Source organism: Neobacillus bataviensis LMG 21833, assembly GCF_000307875.1.
GTDB classification, from domain to species: Bacteria; Bacillota; Bacilli; order Bacillales; family Cytobacillaceae; genus Neobacillus; species Neobacillus bataviensis.
Window position 1 is genome coordinate 34,012 of sequence record NZ_AJLS01000185.1, and the last position, 22,337, is coordinate 56,348.

19 protein-coding genes and 2 pseudogenes are annotated in these 22,337 nt (G+C 37.3%); 14 read left to right on the plus strand and 7 right to left on the minus strand.

Going from position 1 to position 22,337, the window contains the following annotated elements; genetic code table 11:
* Positions 1-74 precede the first annotated feature (74 nt).
* Together BABA_RS25380 and BABA_RS25385 are read left to right on the plus strand one after the other, a co-directional pair.
* Positions 75-1,883, plus strand: a complete 1,809-nt coding sequence (locus BABA_RS25380; protein WP_162138389.1) for a sensor histidine kinase — start codon at positions 75-77, stop codon at positions 1,881-1,883.
* Entirely contained in the window at positions 1,876-3,126 is a 1,251-nt protein-coding gene (locus tag BABA_RS25385; protein WP_007088145.1) for a response regulator transcription factor, read from the plus strand. Before BABA_RS25380 ends, BABA_RS25385 begins: the two co-directional genes overlap by 8 nt.
* A gap of 68 nt (positions 3,127-3,194) precedes the next feature.
* On the opposite strand, the gene BABA_RS25390 is transcribed toward BABA_RS25385, so the two are convergent.
* Positions 3,195-4,370 carry an ROK family transcriptional regulator gene (locus BABA_RS25390; protein WP_007088146.1) on the minus strand — a complete coding sequence of 392 codons (1,176 nt, stop codon included), beginning with the start codon at positions 4,368-4,370 and terminating at the stop codon, positions 3,195-3,197.
* A 251-nt stretch (positions 4,371-4,621) separates the two neighbouring features.
* Between BABA_RS25390 and BABA_RS25395 the strand changes: the two genes are divergently transcribed.
* The 6 genes and pseudogenes from BABA_RS25395 to larC all read left to right on the plus strand — a co-directional run bounded on the left by BABA_RS25395 (position 4,622) and on the right by larC (position 11,344).
* Complete coding sequence (locus BABA_RS25395) at positions 4,622-5,890, plus strand: nickel pincer cofactor-dependent isomerase, group 22 (protein ID WP_007088147.1); 1,269 nt, start codon at positions 4,622-4,624, stop codon at positions 5,888-5,890.
* 18 nt (positions 5,891-5,908) lie between these two features.
* On the plus strand, positions 5,909-6,679 hold the full coding sequence (locus BABA_RS25400) for an SDR family oxidoreductase (RefSeq protein WP_007088148.1): 771 nt from the start codon (positions 5,909-5,911) through the stop codon (positions 6,677-6,679).
* A gap of 76 nt (positions 6,680-6,755) precedes the next feature.
* On the plus strand, positions 6,756-7,556 hold the full coding sequence (larE, locus tag BABA_RS25405; protein ID WP_007088149.1) for an ATP-dependent sacrificial sulfur transferase LarE: 801 nt from the start codon (positions 6,756-6,758) through the stop codon (positions 7,554-7,556).
* 121 nt (positions 7,557-7,677) lie between these two features.
* On the plus strand, positions 7,678-9,153 hold the full coding sequence (locus BABA_RS25410) for a gluconokinase (RefSeq protein ID WP_007088150.1): 1,476 nt from the start codon (positions 7,678-7,680) through the stop codon (positions 9,151-9,153).
* Positions 9,154-9,168: 15 nt separating this feature from the next.
* A complete protein-coding gene (gene larB, locus BABA_RS25415; protein ID WP_007088151.1) occupies positions 9,169-9,915 on the plus strand; it encodes a nickel pincer cofactor biosynthesis protein LarB in 747 nt (248 codons plus the stop codon).
* A 49-nt stretch (positions 9,916-9,964) separates the two neighbouring features.
* A pseudogene (larC, locus tag BABA_RS28250) lies at positions 9,965-11,344 on the plus strand (nickel pincer cofactor biosynthesis protein LarC).
* Positions 11,345-11,406: 62 nt separating this feature from the next.
* Here the strand turns inward: larC and BABA_RS25430 are convergent.
* The 3 genes from BABA_RS25430 to BABA_RS25440 form a co-directional block, all read right to left on the minus strand.
* Positions 11,407-11,685, minus strand: coding sequence for a hypothetical protein (locus BABA_RS25430; protein ID WP_007088154.1), 279 nt, complete (start codon positions 11,683-11,685; stop codon positions 11,407-11,409).
* A gap of 10 nt (positions 11,686-11,695) precedes the next feature.
* On the minus strand, positions 11,696-12,976 hold the full coding sequence (locus BABA_RS25435) for an ArsB/NhaD family transporter (RefSeq protein ID WP_007088155.1): 1,281 nt from the start codon (positions 12,974-12,976) through the stop codon (positions 11,696-11,698).
* A gap of 185 nt (positions 12,977-13,161) precedes the next feature.
* The gene (locus tag BABA_RS25440; RefSeq protein WP_007088156.1) at positions 13,162-14,280 is read right to left on the minus strand and encodes a metallophosphoesterase; all 1,119 of its coding nucleotides are present in this window, start codon (positions 14,278-14,280) and stop codon (positions 13,162-13,164) included.
* 164 nt (positions 14,281-14,444) lie between these two features.
* Between BABA_RS25440 and BABA_RS25445 the strand changes: the two genes are divergently transcribed.
* A complete protein-coding gene (locus BABA_RS25445) occupies positions 14,445-14,786 on the plus strand; it encodes a cupin domain-containing protein (protein WP_007088157.1) in 342 nt (113 codons plus the stop codon).
* Positions 14,787-14,814: 28 nt separating this feature from the next.
* On the opposite strand, the gene BABA_RS25450 is transcribed toward BABA_RS25445, so the two are convergent.
* Positions 14,815-16,989 (minus strand): MMPL family transporter, encoded by a 2,175-nt coding sequence (locus BABA_RS25450; RefSeq protein WP_007088158.1) that lies wholly within the window; start codon positions 16,987-16,989, stop codon positions 14,815-14,817.
* Positions 16,990-17,205: 216 nt separating this feature from the next.
* On the opposite strand from BABA_RS25450, the gene deoC reads away from it, so the two are divergent.
* The 4 genes and pseudogenes from deoC to BABA_RS26910 form a co-directional block, all read left to right on the plus strand.
* A complete protein-coding gene (gene deoC / locus BABA_RS25455; RefSeq protein ID WP_007088159.1) occupies positions 17,206-17,880 on the plus strand; it encodes a deoxyribose-phosphate aldolase in 675 nt (224 codons plus the stop codon).
* Between the two features lie 137 nt (positions 17,881-18,017).
* Positions 18,018-18,530 carry a DUF3189 family protein gene (locus tag BABA_RS25460; protein ID WP_007088160.1) on the plus strand — a complete coding sequence of 171 codons (513 nt, stop codon included), beginning with the start codon at positions 18,018-18,020 and terminating at the stop codon, positions 18,528-18,530.
* Between the two features lie 71 nt (positions 18,531-18,601).
* A complete protein-coding gene (locus tag BABA_RS25465) occupies positions 18,602-19,660 on the plus strand; it encodes a HEAT repeat domain-containing protein (RefSeq protein WP_007088161.1) in 1,059 nt (352 codons plus the stop codon).
* An 88-nt stretch (positions 19,661-19,748) separates the two neighbouring features.
* Positions 19,749-19,940: pseudogene (locus BABA_RS26910) on the plus strand (glycosyltransferase); the annotation flags it as partial.
* A gap of 102 nt (positions 19,941-20,042) precedes the next feature.
* Here the strand turns inward: BABA_RS26910 and BABA_RS25470 are convergent.
* Positions 20,043-21,044, minus strand: a complete 1,002-nt coding sequence (locus BABA_RS25470; protein WP_007088162.1) for an inorganic phosphate transporter — start codon at positions 21,042-21,044, stop codon at positions 20,043-20,045.
* An 11-nt stretch (positions 21,045-21,055) separates the two neighbouring features.
* Entirely contained in the window at positions 21,056-21,670 is a 615-nt protein-coding gene (locus tag BABA_RS25475; protein ID WP_007088163.1) for a DUF47 domain-containing protein, read from the minus strand.
* A gap of 353 nt (positions 21,671-22,023) precedes the next feature.
* Here BABA_RS25475 and BABA_RS25480 point away from each other — a divergent pair, with 353 nt between their 5' ends.
* Positions 22,024-22,278: a GlsB/YeaQ/YmgE family stress response membrane protein gene (locus tag BABA_RS25480; RefSeq protein ID WP_007088164.1), complete on the plus strand. Its 255-nt coding sequence runs from the start codon at positions 22,024-22,026 to the stop codon at positions 22,276-22,278.
* Positions 22,279-22,337 lie beyond the last annotated feature (59 nt).

The following is a 22,337-nucleotide window of genomic DNA, read 5'->3' on the forward strand; positions in this document are numbered from 1 at the left end:
TGAGTATATAATAGGGACAGGGGCGATACACGCTTTTCAGCCCCAATCTTTTTTCATTGCGAGGAGGTTGGATGTTGAAAGAATTGGTATCGTCCCTGTCTTTTCGCGATAAAGTGCTTTTAATTGCGATAACATGTTTAATCCTTCCAGCCATTAGTACATTTACCGTCTACAATTATTTAACAAAAGATGCGGTGAAAGAACAGGCTATTAGCAGTGCGCAAAATGAATTAAAACTAACAAATGAGTACTTGAAAAAGGAATTTGAAGATATGTTATACACGCTGAATTTTATCCAGCTTGATACAGAGTTAAACACAATCTTTAAATATCCAAGTAGTTATTCATCAGCATTTGAGAATGGAACAGAATATGAAGAATTCATAAATGACCAAAAGGTTCAACAGAAATTAGATACCATTACATTATTAGATCAAAAAGCATACGTTACAATCTTGCTTAATAGCGGGAAGTTTTACACGAACTATTCATTCCATGAATTTAATCCTCTTAACCTAAAAAACGAATCATGGTTTAAAATCTTAAGCAGGCTAAAAGGATATCAGTCTATTTGGATTGCCCCCCAGCCAACTATGATTGCATCTGAAAGAAAAAACAATCCTTTTCAATTATCTGTGGCAAGGCCTTTACGTGACAGTAATCAAGGTGTCTATGGATATGCTGTGGTGACCGTTATGGAAAATAGAATCATAGATATATTGAATAGTGAAAATACCGATCATAGTATGGTATTACTTAATGAAAGAAATGAGTTAATTGCAAAGAATCATTATTTTGATTGGGAACTTACTGATGCAGTGACAGAAAAATTGGGTCGCAACACATCAGATGTGATGACAATAAAAAGTGAAAAGTATTTGATTAATTCTCGCGAACTCTCTATTACAGGATGGAAGTTAATATCTCTAAATCCTTATGACAATGCGATATCGAAAATTAACGCAATCTTCAAACGAGTATTTCTCGTTCAAGCAATCGCTTTCGTATTATTTTTATTTTTACTGGTCTATCTTTTACGTAAAATATTAAATCGTCTGGTGGATTTAAAAAATTTAGCACAAAAAGTTCAAAAAGGTGATTTATCAGTGCGATCAGCAGCACAAGGAAACGATGAAATTGCCACACTATCAACTTCTTTTAATCTAATGCTAGATAAGGTTAATGAAGTAATTGAGGAGAATACTCTCACCCAGACAAGAAAACGCCAAGCGGAGCTGGCCATGTTACAAGCACAAATAAACCCTCATTTTTTGTTTAATGTATTAAATTCGATTCGAATGAAAGTGATGATGAAGGGTGATTATGACAGTGCCGGAATGATTAGTTCTTTATCAAAACTTTTACGAATAACAATCGATAAACATAAAGGACTTATTCCTTTTCATGAAGAATTAGCAATCAATAAAGATTATATTCGATTAATGAATATGCGCAAACGACATGAGATTGAATTAAAAATGGAAGTTTCAATCGAGACGTCCAATATCAAATTACCACGTTTAGTCTTACAACCAATTATCGAAAATGCCATCATTCACGGGTTAAACGAACAAGAAGGGCACATTTTGATTAGAGCAAATTATACCCATCCTAACTTCACTATTGAGATTGAAGATAATGGAACAGGTATGAACAATGAGCAGCTTAATAGAGTTCAAGAATCACTGAGTAATACGGGGGTAGATTCATCAGGTAAAAGTGAACAAAGCAAAGGTTTTTCAAGTATTGGCTTATCAAATGTTTATGAAAGAATGGCATTAACTTTTGGTGAAGGTTTTTTGATGCAGGTTCATAGCGTACCGAAAAAGGGTACCAAAGTATCTATGTTTATCCCAATTGAAAAGGAGGAAAATCATGTATAACGTGATGTTAGTAGATGATGATTATCCTGTGTTAGAATTCCTTTCAGAAATGATCGACTGGGATGGACTTGGGCTGACATTGCAAAGCACCCATGTAAATGGAATGAGCGCATTAAAAGAAGCAGCAGAAAATATGCCCGATATCCTTATAACGGATATTGGCATGCCGAAATTAAACGGCATTGAACTAACGAAGAAATTAAAGGAAAAAAATCCTGCTTTATTAGTTACAATCCTATCGTGCCATAGTGAATTCGGATTCGCGCAACAGGCGCTTAAATTAAATGTTCAAGAATATATTCTTAAAGATATGCTGGATGTAAATGAAATGATCGATTTACTGCGCCAATTTGTAGACAAACTCAACAATGAAAAGAAAAATAAAATAAATCAATTAAAAATGGCTCAAACCATTGAACAGAACAAGGGTTTAATGTTAGAAAAGTTTATAAATAAAACAATTAATCATCCTATCCATAATAAGAAAGATTGGCAGGATGAAGCCTATTTGCTAGGGTTGCAGCCAAATCAACGATATATGGTGATCCTTTGTTTAATTAATCAATATCAATCAGTGCTTCATTATTTTCAATCAACCGATTTGCTTAATTTTTTTGTTCAAAATGTCATTGCAGAAGTAATAGAAAATGAAGCAGTAAATGCTGTTCACGGTCAATTTGAAAAAGAGAAATCCTTTTTATTTGTTTCTTTAAACATGGAGGAAGAAGTGGAAATTCTAAAAATAAAAGGCTTGATTAAAAAGATACAAATTATTTTTCAGGACACCTTTGGAATTTCTTTTTCATTTAGAAAGGGCAATGCCGCTGAAAAGCCAATAGATATAAAATTGCAAATGATGAAACTGATTGAGTTTAATGTTTCTAAGATTTGTTCAAATATAGAAATTGAAAATGCTTGTAAATACATTTTAGATAATTTGCACCGAAAAATCACTTTGGATGAGGTAGCAAATTACCTGCACCTAAATTCCAGTTATTTTAGCCGATTATTTAAAAAAGAAATTGGCGAGAATTTTGTTAAATATGTTGTGAAACTGAAAATGAATCGTGCCAAGGATTTATTGGATCAAACTAACTATACCATTCTAGAAATTAGCGAAATGTTAGGATATGAGAATCAGAGTTATTTTAATAAAACCTTTAAATCTTTTGAGGGTTTAGCACCGATTGAATATAGGAACGGGAAAATTGAGTGGGGTAATATGAATGGAGTTAAAAGATAAAAAACCAATTCATATTTTATTTTTAATGAATTGGTCTTTCTGTTTTTATAAAAGTTTTAATTAAGTCCTTAAGATAACCTGCCATCATTAAGCGTTAAACTAATCGTAGATACTTCCAAAAAGTTTTTAATTCCAAAGGCGCAAGCGCCCATTACGCATGCTTGATTTCCTAGTTCTGATACTAGCAGTTCACAATAATGGCTAATAGTTGAAGTGAGATTATTTTTTATTTCGGTTACCGCATTCGGATAGATTCGAAGCAATTCACTATTAATCACTAAAATCTCCGGATTGTAAAGATTGATAATATTATTTAGTCCAATTGACAGGTATTTAATATATTGTTTTAATTGCTTGCAGGTAATAGGTTCTTGTGCCATGATTAATTTTTGAATATCGTCATACTTTAAATCAATTGTATTCAGCTTTTCTGATAATTGTTTCATAAAGCTTGACTCAGATGCATATTGTTCCCAACAACCGCGATTTCCGCAGCTGCATGGTATTCCATCCGGGACGACAATCATATGCCCAATCTCGCCTGCATAGCCATGGTAACCTCTAAGAGCATCACCATTCACCATTATTCCAAGACCAATACCGGAATAAAGACTGATTGATAACAAGTTCTCACTTTGATGATGTTGATAGACTTTTTCGGCAAAGGAACATAAATTTGCATTGTTTTCGATATAAATATTTACTCCGGTTTTGGTTTGTAAGTCAACTTTTAAATTTTTATTGTGCCAGCTGTGCTGCGGAACAAAATAAATCATCTCGTCATTATTTACAATTCCGTGAATGCCAATCACTACGCTTGAAAGGCCATAACGAGCATGTGAACATTGCTGTTTGTAAGCATTTATTTGCTTGGTTAAAACTTCAAGAATAACTTCATAATCAGAAGTATTGAGTTGAATTGTATCTGTCTGAACAGGCAAACCGCTAATATTAGCTAATGCAAAGGCAACCGAATGTTTATCAAGGTCAATTCCAAGTACAAAACCAGCTTGTTGATTGATCGAGAGCATGATCGGTCTTCTGCCAAGATTCTTATGATCTTGCACGGACTCGATAATTAAATCCTCCGCTAATAAATCAGCTGCTTGAACAGAGATAGTTGCTTTATTTAAACCTGTAATTTTTGCCAGATCTGCTCTTGATACCATCCCATGTTCAATAATTTTGCTTATAATTAACGATCGGTTGATTTTTTTAATGTATGCAGCATCTCCTGTAATCATCTAAGCCCTCCTTGAATGTAAAATCGGTAAATAATGCTACATATTTATTGACGAAAAGTAAGCATAATGATATTATACAGGTAATTAGTTTGTTTGGTAAACAAATTAAATGAAAAAGATTACATAAATATTTTAGTTTGTTTTTTGAAAGGGATTACAGGCAGGATATTTTTAAGGGAATTGGCTTCCTGCTTACATGGAAATTTATCCAATGTGGAACACTTACATAATGAAAAGGAGTGTGTTAGACCGTGGGTATACTTCAAGAATTATTAAAAGATATTCCAGTACCGAAAATGGCAAAAGTTAATGTGAAGTTTGATGACAAGATGATTGATGACCTCTCTGCTGTTTTAAAGGAAAAATTGCAGCAAGAACAGATTATAAAAACCGTCCGTCCTGGAATGGAAATTGCCGTCGCTGTCGGCAGCAGGGGGCTTGACCGCCTCGTGGAATTAACTGCCGTAACGGTGCAGTTTTTAAAAGATCTAGGAGCAAAACCCTTCATCGTCCCAAGTATGGGCAGCCATGGCGGTGCGACTGCGGAAGGGCAGAGAGAAGTGTTAGCCCACCTCGGGGTTACAGAGGAAAGTGCCGGTTGTGAGATTCGCTCTTCGATGGAAGTAGTTAAGTTAAGCGAATTGCCAAACGGTTTGCCTGTATATGTCGATAAGTATGCCTCAGAAGCTGATGGTATTGTAGTGATCAATCGGGTGAAGCCTCATACGGCATTCCGGGGACCTGTTGAAAGCGGGCTTATGAAGATGATAAGTATTGGCTTAGGAAAACAAAAGGGGGCAGAGGCCTGCCATCAAATGGGTTTTAAATATATGGCAGAAAATGTGCCTGCGATGGCGAAAATCATCATGGAAAAAACACCATTCCTATTTGGGGTGGCTACAGTTGAAAATGCATTTGACAAAGTGGCAATTGTTGAGGCATTGACACAAGAAGAGATTATTGAAAAAGAAGCTGGATTACAGACACAAGCTAAAGGATTATTACCAAAGTTATTTTTTGATCAATTGGATGTCCTTTTGATTGATGAAATCGGGAAAAATATTAGCGGTGATGGAATGGATCCAAATATCACAGGCCGATATCCCACTCCATATGCCTCTGGCGGCCCTGATGTAAACAAAATGGTAGTACTCGATGTAACGCATGAATCAGAGGGGAATGCCAATGGTGTTGGAACCGCAGATTTTACAACTAAGCGGCTATTAGACAAAATGGATTTAGAAGGAACCTATGCAAATGGTTTAACTTCAACTGTTGTGGCTCCTACAAAAATAGCTACGACATTACCAAATGATAAACAAGCGATTCAGGCAGCAGTCAAAACATGTAATATCTTAGATTTTAGAAATGTTAAACTGGTTCGTATTAAAAATACCTTAAAACTAAGTGAAATTGAGGTTTCCGAGCCACTGCTTGAATATATAGCAAAACATCCAAATATGGAGCAGGTTTCAGATCTTTATGAGTTTTCATTTGATGAAAACGGAAATTTATTTTAACAAAGAGGAGAGAGAAAAATGGCGAATTTATTTGATTTAACTGGAAAAACAGCAGTAGCAATTGGGGGAAATGGTGTATTAGGATCTGCCATGGCAAAAGGATTGGCAGAACACGGTGCTAAAGTAGCGATTGTTGGTCGTAATTTGGAAAAGGCAGAAGAGGTTGTTAAAGAAATAGTCAATAACGGTGGAGAAGCAAAGGCGTTTTCAGCCGATGTTAGTTCAAAGGATTCCCTGGTTCAAGTGGCGAATGAAATTGAACAATGGTCCGGCGGATGGGATATTCTGCTCAATGCACCGGGTACAAATAGTGCGACACCTTTCTTTGAACTTGATATGGATGAATATGATAAAATTATGGATATTAACTTAAAAGGTATCGTCCTTACCTGCCAAATTTTCGCAAAAAGAATGATCGAGCAGGAGCGAAAAGGTAGTATCATAAATATATCATCTGTTTCTTCGACAACACCACTATCAAGAGTATTTACTTATTCCGTTTCAAAAGCAGGGCTTAACAGTGTAACTCAGTTTTTAGCACGTGAATTTGCCCCTAATGGAATCCGTGTGAATGCGATTATTCCTGGATTTTTCCCTGCTGAACAAAATCGCAAAATCTTAGACAAAGAACGGATTGAATCCATCATGGGTCATACTCCGATGAATCGTTTTGGTGAAGCAGAAGAATTGCAAGGTGCTACTGTTTGGCTTGCCTCAGAAAAGGCATCAAGCTTTGTAACTGGTGCAATGATTCGAGTCGATGGCGGATTCGGAAGTATGACAATCTAATCATATTTTTGCTACGCGAGAAATAAGGTAAAAAAGGCAGCATAGATTGGAAATAAGGGGAGGGGAGAAAAGGACAATGCTAACTGAGAAATATAAAAAATTACAGTCTATTCTCCGTGAAATGGAATCGGTAGTAGTAGCATTCTCAGGTGGAGTAGATAGTACGTTTTTACTAAAAGCAGCATTTGACACATTAGGTGCAGATCACGTGCTGGCCGTAACTGCGGACTCTGAAAGCTATCCCTCAAGTGAGCTGAAAGAAGCAAAGGTGCTTGCTGAAAAAATGGGTGTCAGGCACCAAATAATTGAAACATCGGAACTTGCCATTCCAGGTTATGCAGAGAACAATAAAAATCGCTGTTACTTTTGTAAAAGCAGTTTATTTGACCATTTAATCCCGGTCATGGAAGAAAAGGGCTTTCATAATGTCATATATGGCGTAATCGCGGATGATATGAATGAATTTCGACCAGGCATGCAGGCCGCTAAAGAAAAGGGGATTCGTGGTCCTCTACAAGAAGCGGATCTATTTAAACAAGAAATTAGAGAGCTTTCTCGAACCTTTAATTTACCAACATGGGATAAACCATCATTAGCTTGTCTTTCATCAAGAATTGCTTATGGTGAGTTTATTACAAAAGCTAAGCTGACAAAGGTAGAACGAGCAGAAGAATATATAAAATCTCTCCATATTCGTCAGGTTCGGGTAAGGACACATGAGGAAATTGCCCGGATTGAGGTGGAACCAAGTGATATGGGTGCCATCTTGGAAAATCATGATTTGATTGTAAAAAAGCTGCAAGAGTATGGATACAAATATATTACATTAGATTTAATAGGATATCAGAGCGGCAGTATGAACAAGGTTCTATCTTAAAGTAATAAAGCAAAAGGCTTTGGATTATCCAAAGCCTTTTGTTTTAAGAGTAAAAATTGCCAAAAAAGATAACTATAAAATGACACCAATACATATTGTTAACTGAAAAGGAAGATGAAATATGTCAAGAGAGTTTGTAATTGGGCTTGATGTCGGAACAACAAGCGTTAAAGCCTGTGTGTTTAACTTACATGGAAAATTAATTGCTGATGTAGAAAAAGGAATTACATCGATTTACCCTCAGCAGGGGTGGGTGGAGCAAAACCCTGATGAAATTGAACAATCTGCGATCCTTGCAGTCAGAGAAGCAATAGAAAAAGCTGCTATTGAGAAAAATGAATTGATTTCCCTTGGTTTCTCTGCTGCGATGCATTCACTAATATGTATCAATGAGGAGGGCAGACCTATCTCACCAGCACTTATTTGGGCCGATGGAAGAAGTTATAAACAAGCCGATGAGGTTATAAATACGATTGGAAATAAGGTTTACGCTAAAACTGGAACACCGATACACCCAATGACACCATTTATAAAATTATTATGGATGAAAGAAAACGACTATACTCCATATAAAAACGCTAAATATTTTATGTCTATTAAAGAGTACTTACTCCTATGCTGGTTTGGCGAGAGAGTAATCGATTATTCCATGGCATCGGCAACAGGTTTATTCAATCCATCAACTCACCAGTGGGAACCAGAATTATTAGAACTTACGGGTGTTACGGAAAACCAGTTATCAGAAATTGTTCCTCCTACAAAAATAGTAAAGGGAATCAATCGAGATAAGGCTGAGGCAATGGGGATTAGCGCGGACATGCCCATAGTTATCGGAGCGGCAGATGGGCAATTGGCGAATCTCGGAAATGGTGCAATTCTTCCTGGAGAAGTGGCTGTTTCAGTTGGAACGAGTGGAGCTATTAGGCAAGTGACAAAGGGTGTTAAGATAAGTGAGAGTCGGGAAACGTTTTGTTATTCCTTTACAGAGGATTCTTCCATCATAGGCGGGCCGACGAATAATGGAGGAATTGCCATCCAATGGTTAAAGGATCTTCTGAATGACCAAAGGAGTTTTACAGAGTTTCTTTCTGATGCGGAACAGATTGCTCCTGGTGCAGATGGTATGCTTTTTCTACCTTATTTAAATGGTGAAAGAGCTCCGATTTGGAATCAACTGGCAAAAGGGAACTTTTATGGAGTATCCATTACACATAAAAAGGAACATTTTATTCGTGCTGTCCTTGAAGGAATTACCTTTAATCTTTATCAAATTGGCAAGGCATTGGAGCGGTTAGCTGGTGAGCCTAAAAAAGTTTATGTAAACGGCGGGTTAGCGAGATCACCACTGTGGCTGCAAATGATGGCAGATGTATTTGATGCGGAAATATATGTTTCAGAAAGCCACCATAGTGCGGCATGGGGTGCAGCCTGGACATCTTTAGTGGCAATCCATAAAGTAGATTCTTTTGAAGAAATTAAAAAGAATATACCGATGGGAAAAGCCACTATTCCGAATAAGGAGAACAGTGAACAATATAAGAAAATCTATGAGAACTATGAAATATTGGCAAATGATATGGTAAAGTATTTTAAGTGAACAGGGGTGAATTGAATGCTTGAGGATATTTTGAAGCAGGTTCAAAATGGAACCCTTAATATTACGGCTGCGAAAGAACAATTAGCAACCTTTGAAAATTTGGGTTTTGCGAAAGTCGACCATCATAGAAAAAAAAGACAGGGCTTTGCAGAGGTGGTTTATGGGGAAGGAAAGACAGCTGAACAAATTATTTCGATTATCCAGGCTCTAAGGGCGCGAAATGACGAAGTGCTTGTAACAAGAGTTGCTAAGGAGAAGGCTGAATTAATCCAGAAAGAGCTTCCTGAACTTATTTATAATGAAATAGCTAGGATTCTTTATTGGAAGGACGAAACAAATACTGATAGAACCTCGGAAGGATACATAGCCGTTGTAGCAGCGGGTACCTCTGATTTAAGAGTGGCAGAAGAAGCTGCGATAACAGCAGAGGTACTGGGGAGTGAGGTGCGCCGTTTCTATGATGTAGGTGTTGCCGGTATTCATCGCCTCTTATTTCATGCCGAAGAAATCCAAAATGCAACGGTATCCGTTGTTGTGGCCGGAATGGAGGGGGCACTCCCAAGTGTGGTGGGTGGACTTGTTGCCCACCCCGTCATCGCTGTTCCGACAAGCGTTGGGTATGGAGCGAGTTTTAACGGTTTATCCGCCCTCCTTACGATGTTAAATTCATGTGCTTCAGGAATAAGTGTGGTAAATATTGATAATGGGTTTGGCGGCGGTTATAATGCTGTCTTAATTCATCAGCTTGCGCAAAAGGGGTAGAGAAATGAAGACACTTTATTTTGACTGTTTTTCAGGAATCAGCGGCGATATGGTCATTGGGGCACTTATCGATGCTGGAGCTGATCCTAATCTTTTAGTAGATGAATTAAAAAAGCTTCAAATTGAAGATGAATATGAGTTGAAATGGAAAAAAGTTATTAAAAATGGTATTACCAGCACAAAGTTTGATGTTTTGCTGCTGAACAAATCGATTCATATACAAAGTCATGACCACAATCATGACCAAAGTCATGACCACAATCATGACCACAATCATGACTACAATCATGATCACAATCATGCTCATGGGCATAGTCACGATCATGAGCACAACCATGATCATAGTCATAGCCACAATCATGACCACGACCATCATCACCATCATGACCATCGCGCCTATAAAGATATCGTGGAATTAATTGAGGGGGCAGGCTTGGACGAAACAGTAAAGGAAACAGCTTTAAAGATTTTTAAAAGAATTGGCGAAGCGGAAGGGCATATCCACGGCATTCCATTGGAAAAGGTTCATTTCCATGAAGTAGGAGCTGTTGATTCTATTATTGATATTATTGGGGCAGCGATCTTAATCCACCAATTAGAAATAGACGCCATCAAGTCATCACCTATTCCTGTTGGTACAGGAAGAATTCATATCGACCATGGTATATATCCCGTACCAGCTCCTGCAACACTTGAAATTTTAAAAGGAGTACCTATCGACCAATCAGATATTAGAGCAGAGCTTACAACACCAACGGGAGCGGCAATTGTCGCCGTACTTGCAGAGGAATATTGTTCGATTCCATCATTAAAGGTTACCTCAATCGGCTATGGCGCGGGAACAAAGACCTTTAAAAATCACCCAAATGTACTCCGGGTCATTATTGGTGAGCAATAAAGAGGAAACACGTTACATAAAATAATCGCCTAAATAAAAGGAGTTAACCAAATGGTCTCACATCCTCCCAATCATGAACATTTAGATCATAAAATGGTTAAAATGGAAGTGAATCTTGATGATATTCCAGGTGAATGGCTTGGCTATGTGATGGACTTGCTGTTCGAGGCTGGGGCAAATGATGTGTTCTATACCCCTATTTACATGAAAAAAAATAGACCAGGCATATTACTACAATTACTTTGTTCACAAGAAAATATCCATCGAATGAAGGAAATTCTGTTTAAGGAAACGACCACATTAGGTATACGCTATTATCCGCTAACAGTACATAGGCTAGAAAGAATGTTTACCAAAGTCACAACGGAGTATGGTATAGTGACAGTAAAAGAGGGAATTTATGAAGGACAAGTTGTGCAAAGAGCTCCCGAGTATGAGGAATGTAAAACCATTGCACAACTAAAAAATATTCCTTTAAAACAGGTTTATGAACAGGTATGGAAGGCAATAGGGGAAAAAAGTAGGCTTTAGGAATCCTGTTAGTTACTAGAAAGAAAGATAAAAAGGCTGCCACTCTAGTGGCAGCCACTTCTTTATACCCATTTAATCTCCAGCAATAATTCCTCTTTAAATAATTGAATCAAAAATTCGTTATAAAAGTCTTTTCTAACAATCACCTGATACTTGTTATTGGGATGGATGTAATAATGGATATCAGTTAAAACTTTATTTTCCTCAAAAAATTCGCGAACTTTCTTCAGGTTTTTCTTATACTCGCTATTATAAAGGTCAATCGAGAATTCAATATCGTCTTCGTTAGCGGTTTCTTTTATGTCTAGAAGCTTTTCATCATATTTATAGATTACCTTCATCATATGCCCCCTAGATTAAATATCGTAAATAAATGTAGACTGTACAGATTATGATGGAAAGGATCATTAATGGAAAGGCAATTAACAAAAATTTCCCAAACGTAATCGAATGACCTTCTTTTGCTGCAAGACCGGCTACGATAACGTTGGCACTTGCTCCAATTAATGTTCCGTTTCCGCCCAGACAGGCGCCGAGTGATAAGCTCCACCATAGAGGTTCTAAATTATTGACCCCTAATTCTCCCATATCTTTAATCATCGGGATCATCGTGGCAACAAATGGGATATTATCGATAAACGCAGATGCAATCGCGCTTACCCAAAGAATTAGGATTGATGTAGAAGCCACATTCCCTCCAGTAAGGTGTACAGAGTAATCTGCTAATAACGATATAACGCCTGTTTCAATTAATCCAGACACCAATACGAATAACCCGATAAAGAAGAAAATGGTTGTCCATTCTACTTTAGAAAAAGCTTTATCTAAATAACTTTCCCCAGTTAATAAAAGTAACAGAAATGCTCCAGTTAGGGCGACTGTCGCTGATTCAATATGTAACAGCTGGTGAAGGAAAAATCCCAAAATAGTTATACCAAGGGCAATTAACGACTTAATCAATAAAGTTTTATCTGTGATTTCTTCCTTTTCATCCAAGTCCATTAAGGTGGCCTTTAATTCAGCCGATGTCCGAAGCTGTTTGCGATAAATAAAAGCTAAAATGGCAATATTTACAAATAAGATAAAAAATGAAATCGCCGTAAGGTTATTAATAAAGGCCATAAAGGTTAATTCTTTAACAGCACTCCCAAGCATGATATTTGGCGGGTCACCGATTAGGGTAGAGGTGCCACCAATATTGGATGCAATAATTTCTGTTATCAAAAATGGTATCGGGTTTACACGCAATTGCCTTGTGATACTAAAAGTTACGGGAACCATTAATAAAACAGTTGTGACATTATCCAAGAAGGCCGAACCTAATGCAGTAATGACTCCAAGGACAAGCAAAGTTTTTAACGGGTCACCCTTCACTTTTTTTGCCGCCCAAATAGCTATGTATTTGAACAAACCTGTCTCTGCAGTGATTGCAACAATAATCATCATCCCCGTCAGCAATCCGAGCGTATTAAAATCAATATGATGCAGCGCCTTCTCCTGGCCGACAATTCCTAATAAAACCATCATGATTCCGCCGGCCATAGCGATGATAGTCCGGTGTATTTTTTCAGTGACGATAAAAGCATAAGTAATAAGAAATACACCAATGGCGATGATAGCTTGTGTTGACATATATCGACCTCTTCTCCCAAATTATTTCTACATGTCATTGAAAAAATGCAAAAAGGAGCCCGATTTGACAGACTCCACCTAAATTCAACATATGTAGTTTACACTTTATTTTATAAAACTATTCTAAAGATGTAAAGAAAAAGATATTCTGAAAATTGTGCCAATGCTGCTCAAAGCTTTTTGTTTCACAGTCCTAACTTTTTGATAAAATCCACAGTCTCCTCGTGCTCTGTTTTAATCAATTTATACAGCTTCTTGTCTGTTTTTACAAGTGATTTACCATTCTCATCTGCTATTGGCCTTGTAAATGATGTACTATTTACCACCTTCCACTTGCCCTCCGTATTTGAAAGTGTAAGATCAATAACTCCAAGCCGGCTGCCAAACGCACCTGCCATTACGACTGGCTTTCTATTGATTTGTCCTGTTTCCATATTGGTATTCGGCAAATCAATAAAAACAGGGCCTGGAAAAACACTATGTGAATGCCCTGATAAAATAGCATCAATTTCAGGGATTTGTGTCAAATAATAAACTGCATTTTCTGTCTCCGGATTGTATGTATCGCTGCTGATCCCAGTATGGGCAAGGGCGATAATAATGTCTGCTCCTTTTGCCTTCATAATGGGCACAAATTCCTTCGCTGTTTCTACCATGGGCCTGGCAATGACTTTGCCCTCAAGATTCGCCTTGTCCCATTTCATAATTTGGGTTGGCATAAGGGCAATAACCCCAATATGCAGTTCATGCTGTTTGTCATTTTGGTCAACCACTTTCTTTTTTAAAATGACATAAGGGGGAAAGTAAGGCTTATTTTTTTTGACTGAAAAAACATTCGCGTTTATGGCCGGCATCTTTAAGCCTTTCAAAGCCGTTTTTAAAAATGCTAAGCCATAGTTAAATTCATGATTTCCAATAGCAATTGCATCATACTGTAAGTAATTAAAAGCCCGGTATACTGGGTGTGTTTTTCCTTTATGCATTCCTCTAATTCTAGCTAGATATTCACCAAGAGGGTTTCCCTTTAAATGGTCACCATCATCAAATAATAAGGAATTCTTTACTTCATTCCTTGCTTCATGGATAAGAGTTGCGGTTTTAATCAGCCCAATTCGATTATCCACTTTTGTTTGATAATAATCATAATTAACCAAATCAGCATGTAAATCAGTTGTCTCAAGTATGCGTAAATTTACTATTCCTTCGTGGTTCGGGGCAGTGTCGGCGGCATAAGAAAGAGTAGAACAAGAAAACCAAACTAGAGTCAACAGGATCAGTAATAATAGAACCCTTTTTTTGTCCACTAAAATTACCTCCATCATATTGCGTGAAGTGAGCTAATCATAGTATTGGTTTTTCTTTGTTATTTATGTAAAATTGTGACATACTAAAAACTTGATATAGATCAATTAATTAACCATGATTTTCAATTAAACTAGGTATATAACAAACAAGGGAGGAATGGGTGATGGAAAAGAATTCAGTCAAGGCATTCATGGAATATAGCGAAGATAAATTTACGAAACGTGTAATTTATAAAAAAGGTGAAACGACTGCCTTTGTTTTGAACTTTTTGCCAGGTCAGCAGCTTCCGGCACACAGACATCCGGGAACAGAGGTTTATCTCTATGTTGTAACAGGAAACGGAACAATCGTTATTGACGGTGCGGAAACAGAAGTAGCCGAAGCGGATCTTATTCATGTAAATAGTGAAGAAGAAATGGCCTTTAAAAATAGCGGAAGTGAACCATTAAGCATATATGTGGTATTAAGCAAAATCCCTAGTGAACAATACGCTAAAAATATTTAATTCTTGGTTAAGAGAAGCCAGCCTAAAACTAGGCTGGCTTCTTGCGATTTTCCCTGCGATGTTTATGTTTATAACCAAAAAACCACCAATTCCAATCACCTAACAGCTTCATTAAAGCGGGAACCAACACCATCCTCACGATTGTTGCGTCAATGAAAATGGCGATGGCAATTCCCACGCCCAGCTGCTTAACCGGCATCACACCCGTAAAAGCAAACGCGCCTGTAACAACAATCATGATGGCCGCCGCGGACGTAATAATCTTACTTGTGTAGGTTAGACCGGCAATTGTTGCCTGGCTATTATCACCCGAGCTTAAATAAAACTCCTGAATCCTTGAAATGAGAAAGACCTCATAATCCATTGATAATCCGAAAACAAGGGTGAACACGAAAACGGGTAAAATTAAGGCAATATCCACAGGGGCTATGCCTAAATGTCCCTGCTGGAAAATCCAAACGACAATCCCAAATGTACAGCCAAGGCTTAAAACATTCATTAAGATGGCTTTAATTGGGATCAGAATAGATTGAAATGCCGTCATTAGAATAATGAAGGTAGAAACAACAATTAATAATAATCCGTATGGTGCCTTTTGAAATATCTCTGTGAAAATTTCCTGTTCGAATTTAATTGCCCCGCCAATAGATGCCTTCAGACCTAAATCTTTTTCGGACCATTCACTTACCCATTGTCTTGCTTTAGCAGAATGTTCACCTGTTCTTAAATACACTTCTAAGCGCGTTTGATTTTCTTTGATAAAGTAGTCAGTAATTGGAGCAGTCATTGTTTTGTCACCATGAGCGAGAAATTGAAATAGCTGGTCATCATCCTTTATTCCTGTCGCAGAAAATGGTGAGTTAACAGTATACACAAGTCGATCGCTCTCAAGTTTGTTAATCACCTTACGAACCTTCTTTAAATTGTTTTTATTAATCATGCTTTCATGGGATTGGAGGACAATCGTTACCTTCTTCTCATCGCGTTTTTGTTTATCGATAAAATGATCTTGAAAAGCTTCTAACGCTAATCTTGAAGGGTATTTTGCCGGGAGAGAATCTGTCCCTGGAATGGCTAAAACCATTTGCTTTACTGGCAAAAGTCCGACAAGCAGAATAGCAAGTGCCACAGTGGCCATAATTATCGGACGTTTCATCACCAGTGCAGCAAATTTGTGCCAGATACTTGTTTGGCTGTTTGAAATCTTTAGGATACTTAGCTTGTTAATGTTCTTCCCCAAAACTGCAAGGACGGCGGGAAGAAAGGTTAAGGCGCATAGGGCAGAAATCAAGACCACAGTCATCCCGCCAAGGGCAACATTTTGAAAAATATCAATTTTGATAAACCAAAGTCCGGATAATCCGATAAAAACACAAAGCCCAGAAAAGATAATCGACCGCCCTGCAGTGGCGACAGTAATTTCAAGTGCTTCACTGATGGATTTTGTCTCAACTTCTTCCTTGTACCGATTAATAAATAACAAAGCAAAATCGATGCTTAGGGCAAGGCCAATCATTGGGACAATATTTAAAATAAAGATGGTTAAATCGGCACTATAACTGAAAAAATAAACTGTCCCCATCGTTGTTAAAATTGAAACTACTCCGATTACAAGCGGCAGTGACGCAGCAACTAGACCACCGAATGCAAGGATGAGGACGACTAAGGCAATCGGCAAACCAATCATTTCTGCTTTGGCTAAATCCTCTTGACTGGCAACATTTAAATCTTGAACAATAATCGGTTCCCCTGTCATGGTGACCTTTAAGTCTGGTTTATTTTCGAGCAGGTCGTTTAATTGCTTTATCTCATTGCCAAGGCTTTCTGCCTTTTTGTTAAAAGTAAGAAGTCCATAGGCATACCGCCCCTTGATCATTCCTTCTCTTTCGAAAGGAGTGATTATTTGTTTAGCCCCACCAAAGTCAGATAGTTTTTCAAATGTATCTTCAATAAAATTCCTAAAGTTGTCGTCACTAACTGTTTGCTTCTTTTCAAAAACCAGGATAATCGATGATTTAGCTTGTCCAAAGTTCTCTTCCAGAAGTTTCCTTGTTTCATTGTATTCACCTTTGTATTCGAAACCATTCCCACTTAAAACTGAGGGTAATTTCAATGCGAAAAAACCTAAGACGCAAATTGCCGCTACCCAAATTATCAGCACCCATTTGCGATTCCGGTATATATAACCACCTAATTTCTGCACGCGATCTCCTCCATAATCGAGTTCTTTATTAATAGTATACATAAGATTGTAAAGGTAATCCGATGTCTTTTTCGTGTCTATTTAACTAAAGTAGAGAAAATTTGGATGAAACTTTGTTCACGAAGGTATTTACAAATGTTCAATTTCTCTGTTATAGTAACTTTATGTTAAAGTACTTGTAGAAATAAAAATTTTATTAAATAGGAGGACGTAACAATGACTCAAAATGTAGTCGGAATGATCGACCATACTTTATTAAAAGCTGATGCAACACGTGCGGAAATCGTTAAAATTATCGAGGAAGCAAAAAAATATTTATTTGCATCTGTGTGTGTAAACCCAACTTGGGTTAAAACAGCTGCTGAAATGCTTGCAGATACTAATGAAGTAAAGGTTTGTACAGTAATTGGCTTCCCTCTAGGTGCCTCAACAACTGAAACAAAGGCCTTTGAAACAAAAAATGCGATTGAAAATGGCGCAAATGAAATCGACATGGTCATCAACATAGCAGCACTAAAAGACGGACAGGATGAATTTGTTGAAAATGATATCCACGCTGTTGTCGAAGCCGCAAAGGGAAAGGCAATAGTAAAGGTAATCATCGAAACTTGCTTGTTAACGAATGAAGAAAAGGTAAGAGCATGTGAGCTTTCTGTTAGAGCAGGAGCAGATTTTGTCAAAACATCTACAGGATTTTCGACTGGAGGAGCAACAGTCGAAGATATCCGCTTAATGCGTCAAACAGTCGGCCCTGAAATAGGTGTGAAAGCATCCGGCGGTGTTCGCAGCCGTGAGGATGCCTTAGCAATGATAGAAGCAGGAGCCACCCGGATTGGTGCCAGTTCCGGTGTTTCTATTGCTAAAGGTGAGCTTTCTGACAGTAACTATTAATAATATAGATTAAGCAAAAATGGAGCTATTCTAATCGAGTAGCTTCTTTTTTGTTTTTTTGAGTTATTTTGGCTCTAGAATTGAAGAAAGTGTATACGTACATACTATTACCATAGACATAAAAAAAGGATGATACCATGATTTATATTTATAACGATTATGGAGGAACACATACCACATCTTTAGCGGCTGCATACCATTTAAAACAACTTCCTCAATCAGAGCGGAAGCTTTCAAAGGAAGAAATATTAAATGTGAAATTCTTCAATAAATTAACAAAGGAAGACTTCGGAAAACTAATTTTTCACGGTATTGATGATGAACGTAATTCTGTGTATACGATTGGGCGCAAGAGGAATAAATATGTTGTTCCAGCGTTAAAAGAAATGAGTTTGCTGCTTCAGGAAAAGTTTAAATTCGATGAAAAAATTGTCTTTTCCAATACCTCACCGACCGTTCCCTTTGCCATGTCAATGGGAGGATTTTTCTCTAGGGGATTAAAAATTGACGTAATTGGGGTTCCGTTATTAGTGAAAGGCGCCAAACAGTGCTGCGATAATATATATCGCTTGGTTGAAAATACGAAAGAAGTTGGAAGAACCACTTTTTCAGAAAATGTGATTATCTTAGATAACAAAATGTATAAGTAAAAAGATAAGACTATCGGATCCTTAAAATTGGGTCCTCTTTTTATATAGAATGAATTGAAGGGTGTAATTTAATGGAGAGTAATGCGTCTTATCTACACAAAAATGAGTTATTTATCCTTTCAACCCTGACCATTGCTATTTTAGCCATTTTGGTCATTTTATTAGTGTACCTCATGATTCGAAAATCTCATGATATTCGAAAAAGGAATAAAATTGAAAACTACAAAGAAAAATACAATCCCCTCATTTTTCAACTGGTGACCGAAGGATTTTCTTCAAGTGAACTGAGGCCGGTAACAGACCTTCAGCAAAAGGCAGTCGAAGAGCTGCTGAGTCGTTATATAAAGGTGATAGAGGGTGAGGAAGAAAGGAGCCGATTATCAGAACTAGCAGCCATGTATTTAACTGAAAACTATCGTAAACGGCTTAGAAGTAAAATATGGAGTACACGTATGAATACTCTATACCATAATGATGACTTCAATATGATTTCCCTGTTAAATGATGTGAATCGATTATTGAAATATAAACGGCTTTCTCATAAAGAATTGGTACATATTTTAAGAATACTTGCCTTATTTCAATATAAACCGCTATTTCATTTACTTACCAGCCACTATCAGTATCTAGCTGAAATAGATTATCGTCATATCTTGATTCGCTTACAAAAGCAGCAATTTCATCAGTTCGTACAATATTTTCACTTGGCTGATTCTTCCTTACAGAAAGCCGTTCTTGAAGTCATTGCGATAAAGAGGGAGACATATTACCTTCCCTTCATAGAAAATATTATTTTCAGCTACAGCGGTGAAATAAAACTAAGGGCTTTAAGGGCATTAGCAGAAATTGGTTCTGTAGAAAATATTAATCCCTATATAGGACCTCTCCATTCTTCAAAATGGGAGGAACGGATGCTAGCGGCAAAATTAATTGGTTCAGTTAAAGAAGAAAAAGCAATGCCAAGATTAATTGAGCTATTACATGATCAAACATGGTGGGTTCGTTCACAGGCGGGCCAGTCTATCTGTCAATTTGGAAACGGGAAAGATATTCTACGAACAGTATTAGAAACATCAAAGGATACCTTTGCAAAAGATATGGCCTGGGAATGGCTCCATAAAGGGGTATGAACGATGCATTTTATTCACTGGAGCGACATTGTTACAGCATTTGCTTCATTTATTGCCGTTTATATGGTGATGGTCATTCTCTTTTACACTGTTTTTTATCGATAAAGAGAATGGAGGAAAAGCGGATGCGCTAAATGTCGGTCTGAATTTTTCGCATTATCCGTATTTTTGTTCGCTTGACGGAGATTCTGTACTTGAACAGGATGCCTTTTTAAAGGTGATGAAGCCAATCATCGACTCTAATGAAGAGGTGATTGCATCCGGAGGCAGTGTACGAATTGTCTTATGAAATAATGGCAGAAACATTCCGTATTTCCTTTTTAAATCAAGAAAAGTAAGGAACTGAAAAAAACCAGAGAAATGAAATTCTCTGGTTTTTCACTTAAAAGAATAGATTAAGAATAAAATAACAGATTGCAGCGATTAATGCCGTAATGGGAAGAGTAATGACCCAAGTCATAAGCATCCGCTGAGCTGTATCCCACTTAACCCCTTTAAGCCGGTGTGCGGAACCAACCCCAAGGATTCCTGATGAGATAACATGTGTGGTACTTACCGGAAGGTGAATTAAGCTCGCACCAAAAATAATCCCAGCACCAGTTAAATCAGCTGCCACCCCGTTAATCGGACGGATTTTCATAATTTTCCCGCCGACGGTTTTAATGATCTTCCAGCCACCAATCGAAGTACCTAATCCCATAGCGGCAGCACAGGATAATTGAACCCAAAAAGGAACATCTGCATCTTTAGGAAGGTATTGATTAGCAATTAGAGCCATGGTGATAATCCCCATGGATTTCTGTGCATCATTTGTTCCATGGGAATAGGATTGTAATGCAGCCGTGGCTATTTGGATATAACGGAAATTTCGATTTGTCTTCGTTAAATTAAAGTTTTTAAATGCCACTTTAAAAATACTATAAATAATGTACCCCACCACAAAGGCTAAAATGGGGGAAAGAATAAGTGCTTCAAGAATTTTAATAAATCCACCATAGTTAAGAATGCCAAATCCTTTAGAGGCAATCGCCGCTCCGGCGATGGAACCGATTAGGGCATGTGAAGAACTGCTGGGAATCCCGTAATACCAGGTAAGTAAATTCCATGCGACAGCCGCTAATAACGCTGCCAGAATAACAACAGAGCCATTAGTGAGATCAAATGGATTGACGATATCCTTAGAGATTGTTTTTGCCACTCCTGTAAATGTCATCGCACCAACAAAATTCATGATGGCTGCTAACAAAATGGCGTGACGTGGTTTTAATGCTTTCGTTGAAACAGATGTTGCGATTGCATTAGCTGTATCATGGAACCCATTAATAAAGTCAAATGCAAGGGCACATATTACGATTGCGATCGTTAGTATGAATAAAAGACTCATTTTTTTGCTCCTTATGCATTTTTCATGATAATGGTTTCAAGCGTGTTTGCGACAGTCTGGCAGAAGTCAGCAATATCCTCAAGATTTTCGTATATTTCCTTATATTGAATAATCCGAATCGGATCTTTTTCAACTGTAAATAAATGTTTAATTGATTGACGCAGAATATTATCGCAATTCGATTCGTAATCCTTTATTTTAATGGCATGTTCTCTTATTTGCTGCAATTTTTTATTCGATAATAATTCAATGGCCTTATCGATTTCATGAACACTTCCCTGAATGGCGGAAACGAACTGCAGCATAAAATCATCTGCTTGAGTAATGGAATACATTTCAAATAATGCCGAAGTAGCTTCAAGACCATCTATTACATCATCCATGCTCATAGCTAGATGTAAAATATCTTCACGTTCAATAGGTGTGATGAAAGCGTCATTCAGTTCTTTGATTACTTCATGAACGTATGTATCCCCTTGGGTTTCATACTCCTTCATTTTCTCGGAAAAGATTTTTAAATCGCTAATGTTATTCAATTTGTATTCTGTAAAAAAATCTACTCCTTCATCTAAATTGGAAGAAATTTTTCTTAAAAGAGCTGAGAATTTATCCACTTTTTTAGCCATTGATTTTACCCCCATTTTTATCATCCATAGTTTTAAATTAACTTAATAATTTTATATGAAATATGTCGAAAAAAGTATTAAATAGCAATAAAATTTACAAAAACTTAACATTTGAATCTTCAGAATTCTTCTCTAGGTTAGAAGTACTTTTACTTTTACCTAGAATCATGAATTTATGTAAATAGTTTATACTGACTCCAAAAACGAATTAATTATTTCCGGTTTTTACTTTTTTATGAGTAAAAAAATAAAATGGGGGTACTTTAAATGTACAGGCAGCTTGAAAAAGCTTTTCCACTACTGCCTGAGATCTATGCTAAATGAATAATGAATACAAAAAGGAGTGTTCGATAATGAGTTTCATTTGGGCATTAATTGTCGGTGGAATTATTGGATGGTTAGCGGGGCTAATCGTTGGTAGAAATATTCCTGGGGGCATTATTGGTAATATCATTGCTGGATTTGTTGGTGCATGGCTGGGAACAGCGGTATTAGGCAATTGGGGGCCGCATGTTTCCGATTTTGCAATTATACCGGCAATCATCGGTGCTGCAGTGTTGGTTTTACTGCTAAGCTTCATTATGCGTGCCTTTCGAAAAGCCGATTAAATAACCACATAGAACATGGATGTAGAAAGCCTCCCAAAACGCGGGAGGCTTTTCCTTTA

What these genes read in the sequence shown, in the direction of transcription:
- BABA_RS25390 (WP_007088146.1), bottom strand. Translation starts at nt 4,370, where the DNA reads ATGATTACAGGAGATGCTGCATACATTAAAAAAATCAACCGATCGTTA.
- BABA_RS25470 (WP_007088162.1), bottom strand. Translation starts at nt 21,044, where the DNA reads ATGAGTCTTTTATTCATACTAACGATCGCAATCGTAATATGTGCCCTT.
- BABA_RS25435 (WP_007088155.1), bottom strand. Translation starts at nt 12,976, where the DNA reads ATGTCAACACAAGCTATCATCGCCATTGGTGTATTTCTTATTACTTAT.
- BABA_RS25445 (WP_007088157.1), top strand. Translation starts at nt 14,445, where the DNA reads ATGGAAAAGAATTCAGTCAAGGCATTCATGGAATATAGCGAAGATAAA.
- BABA_RS25460 (WP_007088160.1), top strand. Translation starts at nt 18,018, where the DNA reads ATGATTTATATTTATAACGATTATGGAGGAACACATACCACATCTTTA.
- BABA_RS25430 (WP_007088154.1), bottom strand. Translation starts at nt 11,685, where the DNA reads ATGAAGGTAATCTATAAATATGATGAAAAGCTTCTAGACATAAAAGAA.
- BABA_RS25400 (WP_007088148.1), top strand. Translation starts at nt 5,909, where the DNA reads ATGGCGAATTTATTTGATTTAACTGGAAAAACAGCAGTAGCAATTGGG.
- BABA_RS25385 (WP_007088145.1), top strand. Translation starts at nt 1,876, where the DNA reads ATGTATAACGTGATGTTAGTAGATGATGATTATCCTGTGTTAGAATTC.
- BABA_RS25475 (WP_007088163.1), bottom strand. Translation starts at nt 21,670, where the DNA reads ATGGCTAAAAAAGTGGATAAATTCTCAGCTCTTTTAAGAAAAATTTCT.
- larE (WP_007088149.1), top strand. Translation starts at nt 6,756, where the DNA reads ATGCTAACTGAGAAATATAAAAAATTACAGTCTATTCTCCGTGAAATG.
- deoC (WP_007088159.1), top strand. Translation starts at nt 17,206, where the DNA reads ATGACTCAAAATGTAGTCGGAATGATCGACCATACTTTATTAAAAGCT.
- larB (WP_007088151.1), top strand. Translation starts at nt 9,169, where the DNA reads ATGCTTGAGGATATTTTGAAGCAGGTTCAAAATGGAACCCTTAATATT.
- BABA_RS25465 (WP_007088161.1), top strand. Translation starts at nt 18,602, where the DNA reads ATGGAGAGTAATGCGTCTTATCTACACAAAAATGAGTTATTTATCCTT.
- BABA_RS25480 (WP_007088164.1), top strand. Translation starts at nt 22,024, where the DNA reads ATGAGTTTCATTTGGGCATTAATTGTCGGTGGAATTATTGGATGGTTA.
- BABA_RS25410 (WP_007088150.1), top strand. Translation starts at nt 7,678, where the DNA reads ATGTCAAGAGAGTTTGTAATTGGGCTTGATGTCGGAACAACAAGCGTT.